Source organism: Spirochaetae bacterium HGW-Spirochaetae-1 (genome assembly GCA_002839375.1).
In the GTDB taxonomy this organism is placed as follows: domain Bacteria; phylum Spirochaetota; class UBA4802; order UBA4802; family UBA5550; genus PGXY01.
On record PGXY01000007.1, the window covers coordinates 47,722 to 72,315 of the forward strand.

Genomic DNA, 24,594 nt, shown 5'->3' on the forward strand with positions numbered 1-24,594 from the left:
TTTTAATTACCAATTATTATTATATTATTGTCGCCTGTTTCAAACACTCGCAGGGCCGAAAAAGAAAGCTCCTGCCATTTTTTTCCCCTGCTGTAGAATATGGTGATCTTATTTTTGTTCTCCTTCCCCTTCTCCAGCATCTTCGCAACGGGAGTGACCGTGGAGGAATTCATGAACTCAAGCTGCTGGAAATCCATGATAATTTTTTTATTTTCTTTTAGTCCCCTTTCAAGAGCCTCGGAAAGGATGGGGTTGAGAAATATCCCCGGCTCGCGTTCCGTGCTTTTTCCTTTCCAGTAAATGCTGATATCATCGGTCCCGTCATGCACCTCAAGGCTGAGAGTCTTATTGCTGAACGATTCGGATTGTTTCATGATATACCTCTCACTCTCACAGGTGGTATACGGCGGAGACGGCAATGCTGTTATCGGCAGCGGCATAGAAATCCACGATGGACTGCCCCTCATAGGCGATTCTCGTAAGCCCCAACCCGCTCTCCCCGTCTTCGAAGGGTTTGACCGCTATTTGCTGAAGTCTCTCTATATAGGCTTCGAAGGGATTCTGGTAACCTCGAATCCACTGGACCATTCTGTCGAGCTTCATAAGATTTTCATCCTCGCCGGAGCCGATGGGGTTTCTCACCTCCATGGTAATGATCCTGCCGGAAATCTCCACAGAATAGAAAATATCATTTTGTCCATTGCTGAAAGTACCGTATTTAATGGCATTTTCAATAAGTTCCCCCGTAACCATGATAACGGCATCAACGGACTCGGGAGAAACACCGTTGGCTTCCAGCATTTTTCTTGTAATATCCCGGGCCGTTTCTATTTCGTCCCAGTCCGGTTTAATATGCTTTTCAAAATAGGTTTCCATAACCGACTCCTGAAAAAATATGACACTTTTTGTTTGAGATGTAATTCTATCCCATGCCGGAATAAAAGTCAAGTTAAACGACCATCGACGGGAAAACCGATAGTAAATATTGTCTTTTCTCCGCTTTCGTATGTCAGAGCGCCTTTCAGCTGCTGTGCCATCATATCCACGAGTTTGAGTCCCAGCGCCCCTTCCTTCTGCACCGGAAAATCTTCCGGCAGACCCGGACCATTGTCGGCCACAGATAATTCAACACGGTCTTCCCGGACATGCAGAGCCACCTCTATTAAACCGTCTTCCATTCCGCCCCTGGCGTACTTAATGGCATTGGTGAGCAGTTCATTCAGTATCAAACCCAGGACCGAGGCCTTTTTCACATTCATGGTAACCTCATCCAGGATCATGGAAACTCCCGTATGCTTACCATACACCTTCATCACGGACCCGCAGAGTCTGCCCAGGTAGATATCGGCGCGTATTTCCCGCACATTGCCCGACTCATAGAGCATGGAATAGAGGTCAGATAGGATTTTAATGCGTCCTTCAAGATTTTTCATGGCAGTTTCCACGGCGGGATTCCCCGAACGCGCTCCTTCAAGGATCGTCAGGGAACCAATCATGGTAAGGCTGTTTTTGACACGGTGCTGAAGCTCCCGAAGCAATGCCCTGTTTTCTTCCAGGGCATCAAAAAGAGCCTTTTCATTTCTTTTTCTTTCGGTTATATCACGAACCAGAACAATGAAACGAGCGGTCGTTGTAGACGGATCCCCCATGATAGACGCAGACAACTCATACCAGGTTTCACCTTTTGGAACATTGAGTTTATAAGCCGTACCGGAATGGCTCCCCTTTTCAAGGGTCTCACGGAACATTATATCAAGCAGCGGAATCATGTCCGGCGGCATAACCTCATCAATTTTTTTCCCGATAAATTCATGGGGCTGCATATACAGTTCGTCCGTCTCGCGCGCATGAAATGCCAGGAACCGCCGGTCCATGTCCAGTTCAAACATAACATCCGGCAGGGCGCTTAAAACGGCTTTAAGATGTCCGTTTGCTTTTTCTTTTCCATTATCAGCATATTTCCGCTTGTTGATGGTATCTCTTTCCATCTTTTTCTTCTCGGTGATGTCCCGGACAAAGCCCAGGAGATAGGACTGTCCCGTCAGCGTGTCAATCTTTTTCCCAAAAGAGAGAAGGGCATCGATGATAATGCCGTCCTTCCGACGATAACGGTTTTCGTAAGCTTTCCACTCCCCCCGTGCATGACTTACCTCATCAACCAGGACCGGTCTCCTGGCGGGATCTTCATATATCGCCTCGGCTATGGATGTCCCGTTTACCGTATCGATCAGGTCCTGCGGTGAATCATATTTAAGTATCTCCACCAGTGCCTGGTTCACGTAAAAAAATTTGCCTTCCGGCGACGACTGGAACATGCCCAAAGGAACATTCTCCACGATGCTGCGGTACCGCTCTTCACTTTCCCTTAGTTTAAGGTGAGCCTCATGGAGCCTGAAGGCCATCCTGATTGAGGCCATGAGAATCGTCACACTGGAGTTCTTCAGCACATACCCATAAGAAGTTATTTTCTCCGTTTTCTCTACAACATCATGCTCCATATGCGACGAAACGAAAATGATGGGGATATCATGGTTTTTCAGAATAATTTCAGCGGCTTCGGTACCGTCAATTCCCTGCCCAAGATCAATATCCATAAGAATGAGATCAATGACCCCGGGATGCGTACTGACTTTTGCAACAGCCTCATGACCATCAAGGGCCTGGATGACATTGTACCCGTGGTCCATCAGCTGTTTTGATTCGAGCATCATGGTTGCGGCTTCATCTTCGACGAGTAGAATGGTTTTTTGATTTTCTTTACTCAAGGAAAACCTCTGGCTTTATTCAACAACAGTCTCAACATTTTCATGCCGACATGCATTCCGATCTGCCGGAAACGGAGTATAATCAATCCGGCATTGTACTCCCTGCAGAGGACTCTACCATGAAAAACCGTCCGTTTCAATAAAAAAAACTCCGGTACCGCCGGATTGTTTCCACACCCTGTTTCATTATGATCTTGACAAAATATCCCATCATTGCGGTTAGTAACTATATATTAAAAATACAGAAGGCCTATTATGAACGCTCCATCCTATGAAGAAATACTGCGCCAGGACATGGAGTCCCTGCGGAATTGCCCCCATGACATGAACTGCCAGGACTGCACTGAAGAACTGTGCGTGAAAATTGTATCAGTGGCAGACTTCCCCACCATGTTCGGACATTTTAAAATTGTGGGCTTTGTGAACAATAAAGATCAAAAAGACCATACAATAGTGCTGAAAGGTGATATCGGAAACGGTGACAATATTCTCACACGCATCCATTCGGCATGTCTCACCGGTGATGCCCTGGGAAGCCTCCGCTGCGACTGCGGCCCGCAGTTGCATTCAGCCCTTGATGCCATTGAAAAAGAAGGACAGGGAATCGTGCTGTACCATATGGCCGAGGGACGCGGCATCGGCCTCGTCAACAAGCTCAGGGCCTACGCCCTGCAGGATACGGGCGTTGACACCTTTGACGCCAACACCCTGCTGGGTTTTCAGCCCGATGAGCGCGACTACCGCATCCCGGCGGAAATGTTGAAGAAAATCGGTGTCAGGAGCGTGCGGCTTCTTACGAACAATCCTGAAAAAGTCATGGAACTGGAAAAATACAACATCATGGTTTCCGAGAGAGTCCATCATGAGCTCCCTCCCCAGAAACATAACAGGGATTATCTGCGGACCAAGAAAGACCGGTTTGGCCACATTCTCAGGCTGGATCACCTCTCAACGGACTGACCTGAAACAGGGGGTAACGGTCACCCCAGTATCTCTCTTATTTTTTTGGACAGGTCAATTATATTAAAGGGTTTCGATATGAACGCACCGGCTCCGGCATCAAGGATTTTTTTAACCCGCCTGTCATTGGCAAAACCCGAGGCCAGGAGCACCTTCACCCCGGGGTTGATGCTTTTTAGTTTTTTAAACACTTCGGATCCCGACATGTTCGGCATGGACAGGTCAAGGAGCACGCCGCTGATCTCATGGTGCCTGTCCCTGAATGTTTCAAGACCGGCGACGGCTCCTTCGGCAACAATAACAGTATAACCCAACTGGGCCAGGAACTCCCTGGCAACATCGAGGATCGACGGTTCATCATCTATTACCAGGATGCAGCCCTCTCCCCTTAATGGTTTCGCGCTTTCCTGTTTTACAGCATTTTTTTTCGATCCCTTCAGTGTCAGTTCGGGCAGATAGACCGTAAAAATAGATCCGCTTCCCTTCTGTGACTCGACATCAATAAATCCCTGATGCGCCGTAATGATGCTGTACGTCATGGAAAGACCAAGGCCTGTTCCTGCGATGTGTTCCTTGGTAGTGAAAAAAGGCTCGAATATTTTTTTAATGGTCTCCGAGTCCATGCCAACGCCCGTATCGGCAACACTGATTATTACATAGTTTATTTCTCCGTTTGCGCCGTTATGAGAATTAATAAAATCAGTCCCTGGTTTTATCCTGCCGGTTTTAACCGAGAGAACACCCCCTTCATCCTCTCCCTCTCCCCGCATTATAGTCATGGAATGAGATGCGTTGACACATATGTTCAGCAGGGCCTGTTCTATCTGCGTCCGGTCGGCATGAATATAGAGATGATCTCCCGCAACGGGAAACTCAAGCGAAACGGATTTCGGGAAGCTGTTCTGGGCTATTCTTTGTATGTGCTCCAGCGACGACATGACATCCATGGGTACCGGGTTTTTCTCTTCACGTCTCGACATGACCAGGAGCTGCCGTATGATGTCCGTTGCCCGGACCGTGGATTTGAGTGCCGTATCCAGATACTTGCTGATTTTCTCCTCATTCTGAAGCTGCTCCTTTTCCAGGTATGATGCGATGATTTCCAGGCTGCCCCGCATGGCACCCAGAACATTATTAAAATCATGAGCCAGCCCTCCTGCCAGGGTTCCTATGGCCTCCATCTTCTGGGCCTGGGCAAGCTGTTTCTGCACCTCTTCTTTTTCTTTTTCACTCTTTTTCAGTTCGGTTATATCCCGGTTGGAGGCACGGCGCCCCAGGAATTGGCCGTCCTCTCCAAAAACGGCCTGGCATATATGACTTATCCATCGAACGCTTTCGTCCTTCGTTACAATACGGAACTCGAGCTCATAGTCCCCGCAGGTCTGATCTCCGTGGCATCTATAATGATCATCCCACATTCCCCGGTCATCTTCATGTATGATATCCTTTATCAGCTGGGGTTTTGCCATGAATTCATCGGTAGAATAACCGGTGATACGCAGGGCAGCGGGACTCATATATACAATATCGCCCCCGGGATCGACCCACAGTTCCCAGTCATAGGTCCAGTCGATCATGGTCCTGAATTTTTCTTCATTCCGCTGAAGGGAAATCTCAAAATTTTTTCGTTCCGTGATGTCTCTCGTTATACAGAGAATTCCTTCAGGAACGGGAGTGACGCGCACTTCGCACCATCCCTTCCTGCCGTCTTCGAAATCAAATTCTGCCGTAATCATGTCGGGAATTCCCGAGTTCATGACGCTTTTAAAGGCTTCCCCAAAAGGTGTATTCTTATCCAGAGGAAAGAGGTCGACCAGCCTGTTCCCAAGAAGTTTTTCACGGGGTATTCCCATAAAGTGTACTGCCGCATCATTCACCATAGCGTATCGCCATTCGCGGTCAAGAACATATACGCTGTCGGGAATCGATTCCAGCAGTGTCAGGTAGCGTGTTCTCTGGCGCACGAGGTCCTGGCGCGACTCATGGAGCTTCAATGCCTGCCGCATGGATGTGATGAGTACGTCATCGCCGCTGTTTTTCACGACATAACCGCAGGAGGATATGGTATCAATTTTTTCCGAGATATCCCGGTCCATGTATCCTGAAAGGAAAAGCACGGGCAGTTCCCTAAAACTCAGTATCCTCTTCGCGGCCTCGATGCCATCCATTTCCGCTCCCAGCTCTATATCCATGAGCACCAGGTCGATTTGCGGTTCACTCCTGGCCAGGCCAACGGCATCCTCGCCGGTAAGAGCGAAAATAACCCTGTAGCCGTGCTGCTCCAGGATGCTTTTCAGCGAAAGCACCAATACGGCTTCATCATCAACCAGGAGGAGGGTCTTTACTGAAAAATCCGTCATGCGTCCTCTTTAGGGTAACCGTTATACAAATATCACCATGGTTATTCCAGTATTTCTTTCATTTTTACCGACAGTTCATACTTTGAATAAGGTTTTGCGATGAATCCACGCGCTCCATTTTTCAATGCCTTTTCTATGCGTTCATCATTGGAGAGTCCCGAAGCAAGAAGCACTCGTACTGCAGGATCAATCTTTTGCAGTTCTCTGATCATCTCAACTCCCGACTTCACCGGCATAGACAGATCCAGGAGTACGGCATCGATATTCCTGTGATTTTTTTTGAAAGTATCAATGCCTGCCAGGGCGCCCTCAGCGCCAACCACATAATAACCGCACTGTCGCAAAAACTCCTCGGCAATAAGGATCATATCTTTTTCATCGTCAACCACAAGAATCGTTCCGGTTCCCTGAACCGCCTGCAGCTGATGCTCTCTCCTGATACGCCGTACATCATCGACGGTATATTCCGGAATATATACACGCATCACGGTACCCACTCCCGGTTCCGAATACACATCAATAAATCCCTTATGCATTTTGATTATGCTGTAGACCATGGAAAGACCCAGTCCCGTTCCCAGATCGGTTTTTGTACTGAAAAAGGGCTCGAATATCCTCAGCCTCACATCTTCATCCATACCGACACCGGTATCGGTAAAGGAAATGAGAACATATGCCTTCCCTTTATCCGCTTCGGGATGAAGACTACAGAAATCAACATCGAATTCACGCCTTTCAATAGTAACAGTCATACGCCCTCCTTCACCTTCACCCTCACCACGCATAATAGTCATGGCGTGGGAGGCATTGACAGCGATATTCAGGAATGCCTGTTCAATCTGTGTCTCGTCAGCATGTATATACGCGGGTAAATCGAGTAAATGAAAATCAAGCTGCACGCTCTTGGGAAAACTATTCATGGCTATATTCAGTATATGTTCCAGGGAAAGATTGATATCTACAGGAGAAAGTTTCTGCTCCTGCTTCTTTGAAATCATCAATAGTTGGGAAATGATATCACGGGCCCTCTGGAAGGATGTCCTGGCCATATCTATATATCTTTCAATCTTTTCTCCCTTGGAAAGAACCTCCTTCTCAAGCAGTGTTTGAATAATCTCAAGACTACCGCTGATGGCGTTGAGGACATTGTTGAAATCATGAACCAATCCCCCGGCCAGGTTACCCACGGCCTCCATCTTCTGGGCCTGCATAAGCTGAAGCCTCACCGATTCCTTTTCATCTTCGGTTCTCTTACGCTGCACCACATTCCACAGGGAGTCAGAAAGAAGTGAGAGGATATCTACTTCATTATCTGTATAATCCTCCTCCTTATTGCCGACACCCATAATGGCCACGGTATCCCCCCTGTCCATAACCGGCAGGGACAGGAAACGCCTGAGTGGCACATGGCCATCGGGTAGTCCCTTTCGCCCCTTCGACAGGACGTAATTATTATTGATCACCGGCTTTCCCGTATGTATGCAGTCGGCCCATATTCCGGCACTGTCCAGCGGGTACTGCATGCCCTCACCTTGGGCCGAACAGCTCTTCCTTGTTTTTGCCGACCACGTCTGCAGCTGTATGATTTTTTTCTCGGAATTGTAAAGATGAAAAAACCCGATCTCACTGCCGGTGAGCCTGACTCCCTCTTCAAGCCCGAAATCAAGAAGTTCTCTCACGCTTGCCCTGTCCATAAGCCGGTTTAGTTCAAGAGCACAGCGCAGAGCCTCTTCGGCTTTTTTCTGTTTTGTTATATTCCAGGCGAAGGCCATTACACGGTCAATGGAACCTTCGTCGCTAAACAGAGGAACCGCATTAAACATCTGATGCTGGTTTTTTATGGTGATTTCAAAAGTTTGCTCTTCTCCCTGAAAGGCTTTACTACAATATTCCTTCACGAGAGCAGTCTGTTCGCCAAAGATTTCATCCAGCGTCTTTCCGGCATACGCCTCGGGATTCAGATTCCATCGCCTGAGCTCACCCCCCGTCATATATCCCACGGTAAGGTCCTTTTCAATTACCGAGATATAGGCGTGGGGAATATTTTCGGTTACCGCTTTCAGCAACTGCATCGTTCCGGCATTATGGTCCCTTATCATGATAGCCAGATGCGCCGCCAGGAGGTCTCTTGCCTGCGATACGCTCTGTTCAAATTCTTCACTGAATCTGTTGACTTTAGAGTCGAAAACACAGAGAGCCCCGAAGGGACTGCCGTCGGGATAGGAAAGGGGTAATCCCAGGTAGGCGATCATCCCCTGCTCCACTGCCGGGTTCCCGCGCCATCGGTCGTCATGAAGTGCGTCAGATACGAGGAGACTCTCGCCCGTACTGATGACCTCCTCGCAGAAAAGACCACAGTGATGGAAAAAGGACATACGTGCACCTTCATGAAAAATGTTTTCCGGAGTTCTGCTCGCCTTGAAGACCTCGACATATCCCTCATCTTCATGAAGTCTTATTATCAGAACTGCCGGAACATTTCCTACTCGTGCCAGGTGGTCGATGATCTTCTGCCATTGTGCAACGGTTTCATCGGGAAAGGGAATATTCCATCCCATCAAGCTGTCGGATTCAAATGCCTGCATTACTCTCTCCCTGAGTGGTTTGACAGCATTTCTGCTCCATTCATTAAAACAGTATACCAACAATAGAGTATATTCAATTTTTTTATTTGAGTATCCGGCATTCTCCCTCTAATTTTAATAAAAAAAGGGCTGCCCCTTTCGGTAGCAGCCCCGTGATTTTAAATATATTGGTCGGAATTTACAGTTTCGGCGCGGCCGGTTTTTCCACCGCGGGCTTATCAATAGACTGCTTTTCAATTGTAGGCTTTTTAACATCGACGGAAAATTTCTTCACCTCGGGTTTGACGCCTTCGAGGCTCTTTGCCGTATCACCTTTCAGCGCATCCACGGCTTCCTTTGCTTCCTCTTTGCCTTTATCCGCCGTTCCCTTGATGGCATCTATGTTGGCCTTGTCCAGGGCCTTCTGGTCCTCAACGCGCTGCAGGTCCTCGGCACGCTGTTTTTCCACGGCTTCTTTGGTCTGCTGCTTCATATCCTTGACCTGTTCCCGGATTTTCTCCCTTTCCTCTTCAAAGCGCTTGCGGATATCCTGCTGCATCTCTTTAATATCTTTCAGGATATTCTGGATTCTCTCCTTGTTGGCCGCGTCAAGTTCTTTGACATTGAGGGGTTTCCCGGGATCAACTTCCACTTCCTCTCCGGCATTGACTTCCACATATTCCGACTGTTCCACCGTTGCATCCTTGACTGCCACCTTTCCGTCGAGACACGAGACCTTCGCCTTGTTTCCCAGCTCTGATACCATGAAATCGGTTCCCCTGATAGCTGCGATCGTGGTGGGAGTTTGAATGACATATTCATCGGACTTGCTGAGTTTCTTGGTGATTTTCGACAAGGTTTCCCCTTTTTCTATAAAGAGTTTCGTCTGCTCCGAATTACTTTCCAGGTTAGTTACGAGCTGACGGACTTCCACAACGGTGTTCTCCAGAACCTTCACGGCGTTCTCACCAAAGTAGATATCCACAACGGACTTGCTGCCGGTGATGATTTTCATACCCTGGGTCACCACGTCGCCCACCTTCGCTTCATTCTTTTTTTCAACGGACATGAGATAAACCTCACCGCTGACAAAGTTAACCAGCCCCTCGCGGACTATTTCTTTCTGTTTTTTACAACTTATTCCGGATATGACAAATACGGACATAAGTACCAATACGACTAGACGTTTCATACGTTCCTCCCATTGTTTGTATGAGTTTTAATTCAATAATGCCAATCGGGTATTTAAAAATGATATGAAGCTTAACTTTTTATACACATGTAATGTACAGACAGGCTGGAATATTTCAACAAATAAATAATTCCGGGTGACTGAATAATGCCAAATTTTAGCAATTTTAACAGTCTTATTTTCATGGCGGCGGTATGATCGGCGCTAAAACTTGAGCACCTCGGACATGAAACTTTCCAGGTCATCGAAATACTTGTCATCATTGGTGAGCCGCCACATGATCATAGCCCCTTCATGGAGATGCAGAACACGCTGGGCAAGAATGCCGCAATCCATGGTCTGTCCGATCTCCCCTTTCTTCTTCATGCGCTCGAAAAAATCCCTGAGAATATTGTACCAGTTTTCAATAATGGTTCTGATGAGCTCATGCATTTCACCGTTGGTTGCATCGAGCTGAAATGCCGCTTCCGCAATAGGGCAGCCCCGGTATTTCATCTTCGTATCGTTTTTCAGCTGATTTACCCATTTCTTCATGAATTCCGAATAGGATTGACTTGAGGTGATATGACTGGCCAAAACCCCCGTGAGATACCGGTCATAGCGCAGGATACATTCTTTGACGAGATCATTCTTTGACGGAAAGTGTTGGTAGAAGCTTGCCTTTGCCACATTCGATTCGCTGATTATCTGGTTTACGCCGGTATTGAGCACGCCCTGTTCATAAAAAAGCCTGGTGGCGGTTTTAACGATTCTTTCATGCACGCTCTTTTTTTTATCTTCACCCTCTTTATTTGTATTCGTCATCAATATCCTGCTTATTTTTTTTAATTATTTTTATTGACACAGACAGACTTGTCTGTTTATTAGACAGACAAGTCTGTATATATCTAGAATGTCAGGTCTTTTAGCGCAAGCATTTTTATTCTGTCATCACGGGATATGTGCGGAATTAATTCACGTGAGTTGGTTCATGGTATAGAGATAATACCTCTTCCATAAACTTCTTCTGAAAACCGACGGCTTCATTTTTTTGAGGCGGGGAAAAGCCTTCCCGGCCGCCGTTACAGGTTATTTTTAACAATGTTGATCCTCAGGGTATATGAAAGTATACCCTGATCACTCCTCACACAAGCGCGGGAAACCGCGCTTTTTTTTTCGTGTTTCCACAGCAAGACAGTTATTTCTCAGCACTGACTGCAGTATGAATTTTCCCCGGTGATGCATTTTTGGCAGCGTCAATATTCCCTTCCCTGCCGATGGCCGGCATGGCAATCTTCATTGATTCGCTTTTATCCACATGCATATCGGGCCCTGTTCCATCTTCTTTCTCCCGGGGTACCAACTGAGGGTCGGCTTTCCTGTCATCACGGGATTCATCGTTCCCTGTCTTCTTCCCCTCTCCTTCATATTCATCGAAAAGACGGAGCTCATCGGTGGTCCGCCTGTCAAGGAACTGTTTCGCTGTCATGGCATGGCCCATAAATTTCTTGAATTGCTCCGTCAGTTTTTTGTCGAGATTGATCTCAATCCCGTAGAGGCGCTCATAGATATCGGCGATAAGCCGCATCTTCGCCGGCGGCGTGAAGTGCATGATGAGCCGGCTTACTCTTTCGATATTATTGAGCCTGATATAGCAGACAATCATGTTGCGGAATACAGGGTTATCGGAATCAAAGTGTGACGTGAGCATGAGATAATTCTCATAGAGACGCGCTGCAGCTGCATATTCCTGCCTCGCAAAATAATCGTTGGCTGCCACGAGAAACGATTCCCGTTTATCCGCTACGATGCGGTCAACATCAAGTTTCCTGGGGCGGTACTCGGCGCTTTTCATGTAATAATTGCCGTCAGCTTCAACAATGAAAGGATGTGAGTCCAGCGCCGCCTTCAGGACGGCGTCATAATCGTCTCCCCTGAGAATGCTCCCTTCGCCAAAGAGCGACCTCACTATCCGGGACAGCGCCGGCGTTGCGATTTCATGGGCCGCCCTCCCGATGGAATAATTTTTTTCATTGCCGAGGCGGATACCTGCGATATAGGTGTCACTACCCGAGACGAAATGAACCGTTGCCAGGGCATCCCTGAGATCATTAGAGCTCCCGGTCTTTCCGGCGCCGATGCCCCTCATGGCCGACATGGACCCTCTCCGCACCGTCTCGCGAAGCGCCGTATTGATGAGCAGCACGGCCGCTTCAATTTCACGACGGTCAAACCTGCTCAGAACCGGTATGGAAACGGGTTTATATTCAGGAACAGCCTCTGTCCCCCGCGGCATGAGAAGTGAATCGATATAGGTATGTTTTGTTATGATGCCCTCATTGGCGAAAAGTGAGAAAGCCAGGAGAAACTTATCGTAGCGCTGATCACCGTTGGACCCGCCCAGTATCAGTGAGCGATACGTGGTATGCTTCATGGAGGAATCCTGGATATTCATTGTCTCGTTCAGAAGCTCGGCGAAGGTCTCGGGCGTGACTATTTCCTGGATCTGGGCATGTACGCTGTTTACGGAATAGACCAGGGCTTCCTTTACAGTTATCCACTCACCGGTAAAACCACGGTAATTATCGGGTGTCCAGGACCAGCTTTCCCTGATCTGGTTTATTTCATCCTTTCGCTGGGGATATTTCAGGATATAATTCCGGTACGACATCTGCTGTTCCAGTGTATAATTGGCATAAGTAAGTTTTTTGTTGCGGACCCGGTCAGTGAGATTATATCCTTCGAGAAGAAAATAAAGGTCCAGTATGGGTTTCAGGCTGGAGCCCAGAGAGCGGTTGGCCATGGTCACCCAGTCCCAGTCATTTTTCCGCTTCGAATTGCCTCCCACATCGGCAACGATACGATTCACGACATAAATACTCCCATCGGCACTCCTGCGGTTCGCCCAGATTATCCTGCTTCCCCCGTCAAGCTGCACGGACGAGGGCTGCCCGTTCATCCTGAATTCCCCGTCGACATAAATAGTCCTGGCCTCGCTGTCGATTGCCCGTTGCAGAGACCGCTGCATGGATATGTTAACAGTAGTATTCATCACCAGCCCAGAATCGGAGCGTTCCTCCCCCAGCTCCTGATCAATCTCGCGCTTGATATTATTGACAAGCCGGTCATCCAGGGAATATACCGGCGGATGAAAATCAAAGCGTATCTTTTCGTTATGCAGTGCATTATAGTAATCGCTTTCGTCGATTTCCCCATGCCGAAACAGGAGACCCAGCAGATGATCGGTCCTGTTTTTCAGCCATCGGGCGACCGTATCATCTTTCAGAATCCCCTTATAGTTGTGCCTGCCCACACCGTATATGGCATTCTCCTCTTCCCAGGTCCCTATACGGGACGTATCGCCCGAAATTAATTTTTCAAGTTCCCGGGCTTTCAGGTAGCGCGCGTACTCTTTTATATATGAAGGCTTTTTAACCGCGCCGGCCAGAAACATCTGTTCCCGCAGGTTGAGTTCATCGAGGCTCCGGGAAAAATAGATTTCCGCCTGGGACCGGAATCCGATTATCTGTCCATGAAGATATCCGCCGAAGACATCGTTGACATAGGCTTCAAGTATATCATCCTTGTCCCAGAACCAGTACAGCAGCGCCGATGCCGGGAGCTCATGTTTTTTCTGTTCTATTTTCCGCTCATATCCCGATCCATTTCCGTTTATATCGGGAATGTACCGTGTGTACAACAGCTCCATAAGCTGGTTGGAAATGGAACTGCCGCCTCTCATATCGCTTTTAAAACCGCGTCTGAAATGATCGATCAGGGGTGGGAAATTATGACGTATCCATGAGATATCGTAAGAATTACCGAAGAGAAGCACCAGTTCCAGTACATCATGAGCGATCTTCTTTGCCGCCTGGGGAACGATGACAGGCAGGTCATTCCCCCTGTGCGGCAGCGGCAGCAGGTCGTTGTAAAAACGCCGGTCCTCCCTGAGTATGAGTCCTTTTTTCATCAAAGGGGGTATGTCGGACAGGTCCGCCCATTTTCTCGTATCGGCCTTGTGGTAAAGGACAGTGACGAAGGGGCGGTCGCCGTTTATTTCCCTGATCCAGCGCAGGGGACGCGGTGAATTCATAATTTTTTTCAGGACATCGCTGCTGACCCTTTCATAACCGATATCCGTTAACCGAAACAGGTAATACTTTCCGCCCGTAAAATCGTCGAGGAAACAATACAGTTTTTCCATCGCGGACTTGTCCAGTACCCGGTCCAGGAAACGGCGGTATGAGCGGTACCCATCGGAAGCCCGTTTTCCCAGGGCCTCACGGTCTACGGCAATTACGGTCAGGCCGTTCTGGTCGCTGATACGCATGTCTTTATAGGAATTGTAGCTGAGATCAACGGCAATATCGCCGTGATTTACGAAGCGGAAGAGCATCCCTTTCCCGGACCTGGCGCCTTTCAGTCTGAAATTTGAAAAATCGGTATTTCGGTTCATGCGGTAAATCCGGTTGGCCCTTTCGGCATAGGGAGACCTTACCGTCATTATTTCCCCGGGACGGTATATGCCGCTATGGAAATAATCATTCCGGAAAAGCCCGTAGAGTCCCAGGGTCACATCGGCAAGGAGGGGTATCGCCAGGAATGCCACTATGGCAGCAAGGGATATTTTTTTCATACCCAGGACGGTCTTCTGTATTCTGCTTCCCGGGTCCCTGGCGCGGATTTTTCCCGTCAGAAATAAGGCCGTCCCCTGGATCTCATCGACGGAAAAAAGCCGTTTCATTCTGATTTTGAACCGGGCCTTGTGACGGATGAATTCATCGGGAGCGAAATCGGGAAAATAATGCAGGATATAACTTTCCGGGAAGGGTCTCGCAAGCATTTTCCCGGAATATATCTTCCCCAGCCTGACAATGCCGCTCTGCGTGAATACTTTTTTCCGCTCCCTGTTTCCTGCCGTCTTCCCGTTGTGGTCAAGCCTGTCATCGATATGCAACAGATTCTCGATATAGAAACATCTTTCCCTTTCGTCATCGGCATAGATATTGGCAAGGCCTGTTTTTATCATTTTCGACAGCGGAGAACCGGGAATGAGGAAAGAGGGGGATTCTTTCTTTAAATACGCAAGGCCCCGCCGGCACTGGCGGTTGAGAGCATTTTTCATGGCTATGAAAATATTTCTTTTTCTTCCCAGCGCGGACCGCGTCCTGTTATACGTTCCCGATGAGTTGAGCGGCCTGTCCAGGATTTTAACGCCGCCCTTTCCGGTTTCCTTTTTAACGAAAAGCCGGTCTGCGCTATTTTTCACCGCCAGGGGATAAAACACACCATCGATTTCAATAATTTTTCTGAATATATTTTGCTTCCGGAGAATGCCTGCCGGGACGAGGGACAGAAACAGCACCAATTTTCTCAGGAGCGGGACCCTAAACCAGTAATCGCCGCATATCCATTTCGACAGGGGCAGGCAGTGAAGGAAATTATCCCGTTTTAATTTCATATCCGAGTCTCCAGTCGGGACATAGTGTGTCTATTGATTATGTCCTGAAGAAGTACTCTTAAATTATCATAAATTGCGATATAAGACAAGCACCGGGTTTTGATAAATAGTAAATATTAGCGGTTTTTTTCAGTTGATTTCACCCCTTATTCCGGTTCTTGAGAAAGGATAAAAATTCATCGAGAGGGATGGGTTTGCTGTAATAATACCCCTGGGCGATATCACAGTCCAGGGTATGCAGGAACTGCAGCTGTTCGACCGTTTCAACCCCTTCCGCCACCACCTTCATTCCCAGGCTGTGAGCCATGGCGATGATCGCCTTGGAAAGAGCAACATCCTCCTGGTCACCGGGCAGGTTCCTGATAAAGGACTTGTCTATCTTCAGTGTATGAATGGGAAAGCGTTTCAGGTAGCTCAGCGATGAGTACCCCGTACCGAAATCATCGATGGAAACGGTTATATCCATATTGACGATTTCGTTGAGCATGGCTATCATCTTGTCCACCTCATCAACGAGCATACTCTCGGTTATTTCTATTTCCAGGTTTTCCCTGGGGAAGGGAGACTCTTCAATTATGGATCGGAATCTTTCAATAAAGTTATCATTCCTGAACTGTCGGTACGAAACATTTACCGCCAGGGTGAGCGGCGTGTCATAAACCTCTTTCCACTGTGCCGCCTCTTTGCAGGCCCGTATCATCACATATTCGCCGATTCCCGTTATAAGGCCCGTGTCTTCAGCGACGGGGATGAATGAATCGGGAGGGACCATGCCCAGTTCATCGTTTTTCCACCGGAGCAGGCATTCGGCGCCCACAACCCTTCCGGAGTCGATGGAAATCTGCGGCTGGTAATAGAGAGAAAGTTCATTTTTTTCAATGGCATGGCGCAGGAGGGTTTCCATCCTGATCCGGCTGATGGCCAGGTCATTCAGTTCCCTGGAAAAGAAACGGAACCGGTTAGACCCCTCGTCTTTGGCGTGATACAGCGCGGCATCGGCATTCCTCATGAGAATCTCGGCGCTGTCACCGTCATTGGGAAACACGGTCATCCCGATGGTAGCCGACATGTTAAACTCATCGTTATGAATAAAAAATGGTTCTTCAATGGAAGCCAGCAGTTTTTCGGCGATCATCTCGGCCTCGACGGGATCGATGAGTTCCGGAACCGCGATAAAAAATTTATCTCCGCTGAAACGGGCCACGGTATCGGAGGCCCGTACACCTTTCCGAAGACGGTGTGCCACTTCCTTGAGCATCTCGTCGCCGATCTGGTGTCCTTTTGTGTCATTGATAATCTTAAAGTCATTTACATCAAGCAGCATGAGTACAAGATAAAGATCATACCGCGCGGCACGCTGTATGCCCTGGGAGAGTCGGTCCAGAAGAAGTACCCGGTTGGGAAGTTCAGTCAGGCTGTCGTAATTGGCCTGTCTGAAAAGTTTATCCTCATACTCCTTGTGGACCGTTATGTCCTCCATTATTGCCACAAAATTTCTGATGGAGCCGTCTTGCTTCTTTATGGATGAAATGCTGGCAAACTCCCAGAAGTCCTTGCCGTTCTTTTTACGGTTATGAAATTCACCGCGCCAGGTATCCCCGCCTTTTATCATCTCCCACAGCTCGCGATAGAATCCACGAGTCAGCGTGCCCGATTTAAGTATGCTGGGTTTTTGCCCAATGGCCTCGGCCGGCTTGTACCCCGTCACCTCGGTGAACTTGGGGTTGACGTATTCGATCACCCCGTCGGGATCGGTGATCATGACCATGGCCGGGTTCTGATCTATAACGAGAGAAAATTTTTTCAGCTCCTCCTCGGCTCTTCTTCGGTCGGTAATATCACGCACTATGGCCACGAGGTATTCTTCATTATCGAGCTTCAGTGTACTGAAGCTCACTTCGGAAGGGAAAACATCACCGCCGGACCTGACAAAATCCCATTCGGTAAAAATTTCACCGTCCCTGCTCATTTTTTCCATAATCAGTTTTGCCCTGACAGAGCTTTTTTCCCCATCGGACTGGTATTGGGGGGAAAAATCAAGGGGCGTTTTCCCCAGGAGATCATCCTTTGTCACGGCGAACATTTCCAGGGTCTTCCTGTTGCAGTCGAAAAAGCGGAGATCATTGAGAAGAATAATGGCGCTGTTGGCGCTTTCAAACAGAGTCCTGTATTTCTTTTCCGCCTGTTTTTTTTCCCTGATCTCCAGTTCCAGTGCGGCCGTGCGCTTCCGCACTTCATCCTCCAGGTGTTCCTGGTATTTTTTATTCGTCTGAATAAGGCGGGAACGGTCCAGGGCCTTTTCCACCTGGTGCAGGAGAACATCCATATCAAGGACCGGTTTCGTGATGAAGTCCCAGGCGCCCATGGATATGGACTTCATGGCCTTATCCACGGCTCCGACACCGGAAACAACGATAACGGGAAAATCGGGGTTATGGTCGAGCAATTTTTCCAGGACCTGGTAACCGCTCATTTTGGGCATGGAAAGGTCAAGAAGAACGATATCGGGATTCTCTTTTCGGTATTCCTCGAGACCCTGCTCTCCGTCAAAGGCCATGACGGTCTCATAACCGCTGTCGAGAAGAAAATCAGACAATGTTTCACAGAGGAGTTTCTCATCGTCAATGATCAGAATTTTCGATTTCTTGTCCATTTACTTGCGCCCGGTTATTCTCTTTTACCAGTCCAGGAGCCTATTATAACCGAAATATTATGAATTGTAAATAAAAATATTCCGGTAATTATTTCTTCTTTATTACTATAAGCGTGAGGTCATCGGAAAGCTTCCCGTTCCCGGTAAAGGCATGAAAATCATGCATGATATAGTCCAGGATTGAACGGGATGATTCGCCCGGCGCTTTGTGCAGGGCCCGTGCCAGGCCTTCGGACCCGTATTCCGTTTTTTCAGCATTGGTTCCTTCGGCGATCCCGTCGGTATAAACCAGCAGCACGTCACCCGGCTCCACGTTGAACTTGAGTGTGCGGTACGGAAAATCCATTGCCCGCACTCCGAGAAAGGCTCCCCTGAAATTACGGTCCCGGGAGTTGACCATTGAAACTACGCCGTTTTTACTCTGTCGGAGAACGAGATCGGGATGGCCTGCGTTGACATATTCAACCGTTTCATCGGTGAAACGCAGCACAATGCCGGTAAGGTAGTTATCCACGTTTTCAATCTCGTTAATGAGATCCCGGTTCGCCTCCTCGACCACGCTTCCAAGTTTCACGTCATTGTACCGGAAAAAATTCCGCTGAAAAACAGAACGTGCTATCATGGTGATAAGGCCCGAGGCGATGCCATGGCCCGACACATCGAGCAACACCAGTCCCTTCAGATCACCGTCTTCGACATAAAAATCATAGAAGTCGCCGGAGATTCCCGCCATGGGTTTAAAAACCAGGGCAATATCCCAGCCCGGTGTTTCAGGAGGCTCGGCCGGCAGAAGGGATTTCTGAACGTTCACTGCCATCATCATGTCCATCTCGGCTATTTTCCGAGCGCTGTTCAGTTCATCATTGGTCCTGGTAAGTTCTTCGTTGAAGGCCTCGACCTTTTCCATGGCGCTGAGAAGTTCTTCCGTTCTCTTTGTCACCTTGTCTTCCAGGTTATCCTTCAGATCGCTGAGATCCTGGTACATGAGTGAATTGCTGATGGAGATGGAGAGAGCCGAACGCACACTGTTAATAAACCGCGTCTCCTCATAATTCAGTTCCTTAAGAGTGAGACGTTCCCCGAGAAGCGCTACGCCGATGAGCTCGTTGTTCTGCACCAGGGGGAGTATATAACGCGAATTATTATCATCGAGCACTGCAAGCATCTTTTCCCTGATGTACAGGTAGTAGGGATCGGCGAGGACCATATCCCTGTCCGCAAGATGATTGGCGCCGATGAACCATTCCCGAATATCATCGTCCACGGCAATTTCTTTTCCGCCCTGGTTCCAGTAACCCTCCTTCTCATTCAACCTGATGAAAATATCCACCTCTCTGAAATACAGATTTTTCTGAAGTGTGCCGGTAAACACCCTGGTAAGCTCTTCGAGGGTCTTCAGGACCGATATGTTCTCGACAAACTGAACCTCCAGGCGCTGCAGGTTGAACTTCTGCTTGTTGAAAATCCTGTCAATAGCGGGCTGAATTATTTTCAGATAGAGGTAATTGAGAATAAACCAGACCAGTAACAGGAAAAAACCCGCGGCATATCCGAAATGCCCCAGGTACGGTTTCAGGAGATAATAGGCGATGATATTGGGAATCAGTATCAGAGAGGAAGTGACACCCCAGATTAACGTAATGTGCATTACACTCCTGATATCCATGAAGCGGTAACGCAGCACGCCGTATGCCAGCAGGGAAAGGGGAATGAACATGAAATTCCCGAAGGCGTAAAAGTCTATGCCGCTTATGGCAGGAATGTTGAGTATTGTAAGAATTGCCGTTGCCAGAAAAGAAAAGTTAATATACTTAAGCTTGAGCTTTTCCGTCGAGCCCGCAGCCGCCCTTATTTTATAAATAAAGAAAAACACACCAAAAATAGTGACAAGCATTGCGTAGACACCAAAAATTTTGAAGGCTATGCCGCCCCGGGCGCTGTATCCCCAGCTGTAGGTATACAGACCGTTAAAATAATATTCCGTAGGGACAAATCCCGATACGGCTGCGCTGATGATAAAAGATGCTATGACAAGAAATCTTTTATTCAGATTGAAGACCATCTGGAGGTACAGCAGCATGATGAAGGGAATATATACATAGATGAAATGGACTGACCGTTCCACCATCATAATTTTGTCCGTTTCCCCCCGGAATACCTGGTGTGAGATAAAAACAAGGGGCATAAAAGTCCACCAGAGGCACATAAGGGCAAAAAGTATGTTCTCACGCCGCATTTTACCCTTGATCACGGCAACAAGAGCCAGGACCCATCCCAGGAGCAGCGACAGGAGCGGCGGGATCACATAGAGATTGAATCGTCCAAATATAAGGTCCATATTTTTTATCCAGAAACTTTCAGTTTATGCGGCACCGGGAATATATCGGCATACATGCTGTCGTGAGAGACCGGCAGGAAGCGTCAGAAATCATTCCACGGAATGAAACATTTGCAGATGAGCAGAAAATATACAATTATCTATACAGTGTCAATTAAAAAAGAAAGGCAACAGAAAGACTAAAATTTTAAATTATTATTGCGGTTTTTAATCCCCCATGGCATTATACTGGAAAGTGCGCTTAATTTCAACGGTAATACACCGGTACACGCGCCATAACAATTTTCCGACAGGGGACATCATGACCACGGACCATATCAAAATGCTCTGCGATATCAGCGAGCTAAACAGCCTCTTTGAGGAAAGCAGCATCGACAACTGTCTCCAGAAAACCGTGGACATGGTGGCGGAACACATGAATGCCGATGTCTGTTCCATATATATTTATGATGAAAACAGCGGTGATCTGGTTCTGAAGGCGACGCGCGGTCTCGATCCGCAGTCGGTCAACAGAATCACCATGAAACTCGGCGAAGGACTTGTGGGTACGGCCCTGAAGGAACTGCGGATAATACGGGAGGACCGGGGAAACAGCAATCCCCTTTTCAAATTTTATCCCGGAACAAACGAAGAACTCTACGAAGCCTTCCTGGCCGTTCCCATTGTGCGCGGCAGATACAGGATCGGCGTGCTGGTTATTCAGCGGAAGCGGGGCAACCCCTTCGTGGAGCAGGATATCATGGCGATGAAGGCTACGGCATCACAGCTGGCCACCCTGCTGGAACATATCAAGCTGCTCCTGTCCACACAGCAGGTGCCGTCTCCAGAGCCCGGCATAACCGACCAGGGCTTATACCGGTTCCTGAAAGGCAAATCGGCCTCCAAGGGAATCGCCCTGGCTCCGGCCGTGGTAAAAAAGGACATCAAGCACGATATTCTCTTCAGGCGGAAAACTTTCGAGGAGATCTTCACCCTTGAACAGTTCGAAACAGCCCTTAAGAACACGGAAATACAGCTCGAAGACATGCAGCGGCGCGTTGAGGAAAAACTCGCCGATGCGGCGTCCCTCATTTTCGCATCCCATCTGCTCATGCTGAAGGACCAGGGATTCGTGGGCGCCATGCGGGACATGATCCGGATAGGAGAAAATCCCCCCAGCGCTATCGTGGCCATTTTCCTTAAATATAAGGGGCTTTTTTCAGAAAGTCCCAACCTCCTCATCAGGGAAAAAGTACAGGATATAGAAGACCTGACAAAACGGATAATGAACAACCTGCTCCAGCAGGTTCCCGAGGAGGCGGTTTACCGGGACCGCATAATCATCGCCAGGGACCTTTTCCCCTCGGAACTCCTCATGCTTTCCATTGAAGGAATAATAGGAGTTATCCTGGTAAGCGGCGGAGTCACTTCGCATGTGGGTATTCTGGCCCGCTCTCTGAAAGTTCCCCTGGTATTCATCGATGAACCGGACCTGCTGGGTCTTCCCGAAAATATCATGGTGCTCCTTGACGCGGAACAGGGAAACGTGTACATCAGTCCCGCCGAAGAAATTGTGGCCAGGTTCAGGGAGCAGGAAAAAACCCGTACGGCATTGAATGAGCGACAGACAATGATCAAGGGCCCGGCCCTGACAAAGGACGGCAGCCAGGTCAGAGTCATGCTGAACATCAACCTCCTCTCGGACATGCAGCAGGTGAGCATAGATGATATTGACGGCGTGGGCCTGTACCGGACCGAGTTCCCCTTCATGATACGGAACAGCTTCCCCTCGGAGGAGGAACAGTATTTCATATATAAAAAACTTGTCGACCAGATGAACGGAAAACCCGTTACCTTCAGGACCCTGGATATCGGCGGGGACAAGGTTCTCTCGTATTACGATGTTCCCCGCGAGGAAAATCCCTTCCTGGGCATGAGGTCCATCCGCTTCTCTCTGCAGCACGAAGATCTTTTCAAGCAGCAGATACGGGCGATACTCCGGGCCGGCGCCGGAAGCAACCTGAAGATAATGTTTCCCATGATATCATCTCTCGATGAATTTCTCCAGTCCAGGGCCATCCTCGATGTATGTCTCGAAGAGCTGCGCCGTGAAGGGGCCGAATATAACGCGGAACCCCTGGTGGGCATGATGGTGGAAATACCCTCAGTGGTTCCCATAATCGAAGACCTGGCTGACGAAGCCGATTTTTTTTCCATCGGCACCAACGATCTCATCCAGTACACTATCGCCGTGGACAGGACAAATGAGAAAGTAGCGGCCATGTATATTCCCCATCACCCCGCCATACTGCGGTCCCTGGAAAAGATTGCCCGGGCAGGAATCGCAGCAGGAATCGAGGTATCCATCTGCGGCGACATGGCTAACCAGGAACGCTATATCCCCTTCCTCCTGGGCATAGGCATCACGTACCTGAGCGTCGATGCCATGTATATTCCCCGCGTTAAAAAGACACTGCTGGAGATCGATATAAAAGAGGCCCGCGCAAGGGCACAGAAAATGCTGGCAGGGCGCACAATTATGGAGATTGAGACTCTCCTGGATTCCGCGGCAGAGGAAATTAAATTACCGGGATAGCCCCACCAGTCGCCGCCGGCGTATCGGCCGTGTTCGTATTCCCGGTCGAAATACCAGTTGATGTGCACTGACCCGGAACCGGAAGCCGTCACCGGAAGGTTTTGGCGCCGATTAGATAGCACTGTTACAACGGGCTTATCTCTTTTTTAATGCCGGTCCGCGTATGGCGCTATTAATATCTTGACATTTTATAAGAGCCCGGTCTACTCTCATCTATCGCCGCATATGGATTCACTCATTTATTCAGCCGGGAGGACCTCGATGAAAAACAAACTATCTCTTACACTGCCCATTTTTATTATCGCCCTTTTTGCCGGGAGTTTATTCATGATCAGCATGCTGCAGGCCCAGGGCGGTGATATCGGTTACCGCAAACTCATGCTGGGACAGAGTAAAGACCAGATCAGGCAGGTCATAAAGTCAAACTTTGGCAGCGAATATACCAGCACCGACGAAGGTGACAATGCCATTATATTGAGAAAAATGCAGGCGGCAAAGCCGGTCATTCTCATCGAGCTTCTCTTCGACCGGAACGACGTGCTATACAAGATAAATGTTAAGATCAGGAAGATACCGGGAAACCCGGTGCCCGATGACGTCATAAAAGTAATCGAGGACAAATACGGGAAGCCCGTCAAGCGCGACATCACCAGCGGCCTGGACATGGTTCTCCGGTGGAATATAAAGGACGGCAGGTATGATATCTTCTTCCAGAGCATATCGTCGTGGGACAAGTTTGACGTTCAGTATACCGACACATCGCTGCAGAAACGAAAAGAAGACTACGACAAAGAGATGAAGAGGAAACCCGTGAGCAGGGATCTGGAGTTTTAAAATGCATCGGTAATAGACGATGAATCCTCCCGATGACCCGAAGGGAAAAGCATGAGCACGATAAAAATTTCATTGTTGTCCATATGCGCACTGATTGTCATTACTATTGTCTTGTTTTTTTCTTCCACATCCTTTGTCGGCAGGCTGAATATTTCATATCCGGCGAAGACCGATTTCATTCATCCATCGAAAATGCTGGTCCGGTACGAGACCTTCATCGCCTCCACGATCTTGAGGCCGGCGTATGCGGGATTTGTCCGCAGCATCAACCTCACGGGAGATGAACGCATTCTCGATTTCGGTTCAGGCGCCGGCGGTGAGGCCCTTTTCCTGGCAAAGGCGATACAGGGCAAAAAGGGCACCCTCACCTGCCTGGATATTTCCCCGGCATGGCTCGAAGTAGTGAAGTCCCGGCTGGCGGAATATAAAAAGGTGTTCTATATGCAGGGTGATATTACCAGGCTGGACATTTCCCCAGGGTCCTTCGACGTCATCGTAGTCCGCCTCGTTCTCCACGACATAGACAGGGATCAGAGAAAGGCGGTGATCGCGGCTTTCAGAAAAATACTCGCAGCCGGCGGCTCCATGCATATCCTTGAACCTCTGGGAACGGGACACGCCATCGACGAGGATGAAATGCGGTCCCTGTTTAAAGAAGCGGGATTCAAGGAACGGTTTTTTAAAAAGAATTTTTCCTTTGTTATGGTCCCGCCCCGCACCATGGGCCGGGCGATTTATTACATCAATTGATTACCCTTTCTGCTCCTCCGTTGTTCCTCCGTTGCTGCTCCGTTGCTGCTCCTATACAGGCATAACCTCAAATTGCCTATAGGCATGAGTCATCTCTTTGGCTACTGCCATCCCATCAATAAAAAAAGGGGTGCCCTTTTCAGGACACCCCTTTTATATATCA

The 24,594-nt window shown here is 48.6% G+C and carries 14 protein-coding genes; 4 read left to right on the forward strand and 10 right to left on the reverse strand.

What is annotated here, in order from left to right:
- Nucleotides 1-2: 2 nt before the first annotated feature.
- The 3 genes from CVV44_13860 to CVV44_13870 form a co-directional block, all read right to left on the reverse strand.
- The gene (locus tag CVV44_13860; protein PKL37853.1) at nt 3-377 is read right to left on the reverse strand and encodes a hypothetical protein; all 375 of its coding nucleotides are present in this window, start codon (nt 375-377) and stop codon (nt 3-5) included.
- A 13-nt stretch (nt 378-390) separates the two neighbouring features.
- The gene (locus CVV44_13865) at nt 391-876 is read right to left on the reverse strand and encodes an ATP-binding protein (GenBank protein PKL37434.1); all 486 of its coding nucleotides are present in this window, start codon (nt 874-876) and stop codon (nt 391-393) included.
- Nucleotides 877-944: 68 nt separating this feature from the next.
- A complete protein-coding gene (locus CVV44_13870) occupies nt 945-2,765 on the reverse strand; it encodes a hypothetical protein (protein PKL37435.1) in 1,821 nt (606 codons plus the stop codon).
- Between the two features lie 255 nt (nt 2,766-3,020).
- Here CVV44_13870 and ribA point away from each other — a divergent pair, with 255 nt between their 5' ends.
- A complete protein-coding gene (ribA, locus tag CVV44_13875; GenBank protein PKL37436.1) occupies nt 3,021-3,725 on the forward strand; it encodes a GTP cyclohydrolase II in 705 nt (234 codons plus the stop codon).
- Between the two features lie 20 nt (nt 3,726-3,745).
- On the opposite strand, the gene CVV44_13880 is transcribed toward ribA, so the two are convergent.
- From CVV44_13880 to CVV44_13910, 7 genes are all read right to left on the reverse strand, one after another.
- Complete coding sequence (locus CVV44_13880; protein PKL37437.1) at nt 3,746-6,085, reverse strand: hypothetical protein; 2,340 nt, start codon at nt 6,083-6,085, stop codon at nt 3,746-3,748.
- Nucleotides 6,086-6,126: 41 nt separating this feature from the next.
- A complete protein-coding gene (locus CVV44_13885; GenBank protein ID PKL37438.1) occupies nt 6,127-8,670 on the reverse strand; it encodes a hypothetical protein in 2,544 nt (847 codons plus the stop codon).
- Between the two features lie 178 nt (nt 8,671-8,848).
- Nucleotides 8,849-9,841, reverse strand: a complete 993-nt coding sequence (locus CVV44_13890; protein PKL37439.1) for a hypothetical protein — start codon at nt 9,839-9,841, stop codon at nt 8,849-8,851.
- Between the two features lie 204 nt (nt 9,842-10,045).
- Nucleotides 10,046-10,645, reverse strand: a complete 600-nt coding sequence (locus CVV44_13895) for a hypothetical protein (GenBank protein ID PKL37440.1) — start codon at nt 10,643-10,645, stop codon at nt 10,046-10,048.
- A 373-nt stretch (nt 10,646-11,018) separates the two neighbouring features.
- Nucleotides 11,019-15,281 (reverse strand): hypothetical protein, encoded by a 4,263-nt coding sequence (locus CVV44_13900; GenBank protein ID PKL37441.1) that lies wholly within the window; start codon nt 15,279-15,281, stop codon nt 11,019-11,021.
- Between the two features lie 139 nt (nt 15,282-15,420).
- The gene (locus tag CVV44_13905) at nt 15,421-17,934 is read right to left on the reverse strand and encodes a hypothetical protein (protein PKL37442.1); all 2,514 of its coding nucleotides are present in this window, start codon (nt 17,932-17,934) and stop codon (nt 15,421-15,423) included.
- 88 nt (nt 17,935-18,022) lie between these two features.
- Entirely contained in the window at nt 18,023-20,272 is a 2,250-nt protein-coding gene (locus tag CVV44_13910; GenBank protein PKL37443.1) for a hypothetical protein, read from the reverse strand.
- Between the two features lie 217 nt (nt 20,273-20,489).
- On the opposite strand from CVV44_13910, the gene ptsP reads away from it, so the two are divergent.
- The 3 genes from ptsP (at nt 20,490) to CVV44_13925 (ending at nt 24,431) form a co-directional block, all read left to right on the forward strand.
- Nucleotides 20,490-22,847 carry a phosphoenolpyruvate--protein phosphotransferase gene (gene ptsP, locus CVV44_13915; GenBank protein ID PKL37444.1) on the forward strand — a complete coding sequence of 786 codons (2,358 nt, stop codon included), beginning with the start codon at nt 20,490-20,492 and terminating at the stop codon, nt 22,845-22,847.
- A 261-nt stretch (nt 22,848-23,108) separates the two neighbouring features.
- Nucleotides 23,109-23,681, forward strand: coding sequence for a hypothetical protein (locus CVV44_13920; GenBank protein ID PKL37445.1), 573 nt, complete (start codon nt 23,109-23,111; stop codon nt 23,679-23,681).
- A 51-nt stretch (nt 23,682-23,732) separates the two neighbouring features.
- Complete coding sequence (locus CVV44_13925) at nt 23,733-24,431, forward strand: hypothetical protein (GenBank protein PKL37446.1); 699 nt, start codon at nt 23,733-23,735, stop codon at nt 24,429-24,431.
- The last annotated feature ends 163 nt before the right edge of the window (nt 24,432-24,594 follow it).

Bases quoted from the DNA above. Each gene is read 5' to 3' on its own strand.
- CVV44_13865 (PKL37434.1), bottom strand. From the start codon at position 876: ATGGAAACCTATTTTGAAAAGCATATTAAACCGGACTGGGACGAAATA.
- ribA (PKL37436.1), top strand. From the start codon at position 3,021: ATGAACGCTCCATCCTATGAAGAAATACTGCGCCAGGACATGGAGTCC.
- CVV44_13880 (PKL37437.1), bottom strand. From the start codon at position 6,085: ATGACGGATTTTTCAGTAAAGACCCTCCTCCTGGTTGATGATGAAGCC.
- CVV44_13885 (PKL37438.1), bottom strand. From the start codon at position 8,670: ATGCAGGCATTTGAATCCGACAGCTTGATGGGATGGAATATTCCCTTT.
- CVV44_13890 (PKL37439.1), bottom strand. From the start codon at position 9,841: ATGAAACGTCTAGTCGTATTGGTACTTATGTCCGTATTTGTCATATCC.
- CVV44_13895 (PKL37440.1), bottom strand. From the start codon at position 10,645: ATGACGAATACAAATAAAGAGGGTGAAGATAAAAAAAAGAGCGTGCAT.
- CVV44_13900 (PKL37441.1), bottom strand. From the start codon at position 15,281: ATGAAATTAAAACGGGATAATTTCCTTCACTGCCTGCCCCTGTCGAAA.
- CVV44_13905 (PKL37442.1), bottom strand. From the start codon at position 17,934: ATGGACAAGAAATCGAAAATTCTGATCATTGACGATGAGAAACTCCTC.
- CVV44_13910 (PKL37443.1), bottom strand. From the start codon at position 20,272: ATGGACCTTATATTTGGACGATTCAATCTCTATGTGATCCCGCCGCTC.
- ptsP (PKL37444.1), top strand. From the start codon at position 20,490: ATGGCATTATACTGGAAAGTGCGCTTAATTTCAACGGTAATACACCGG.
- CVV44_13920 (PKL37445.1), top strand. From the start codon at position 23,109: ATGAAAAACAAACTATCTCTTACACTGCCCATTTTTATTATCGCCCTT.
- CVV44_13925 (PKL37446.1), top strand. From the start codon at position 23,733: ATGAGCACGATAAAAATTTCATTGTTGTCCATATGCGCACTGATTGTC.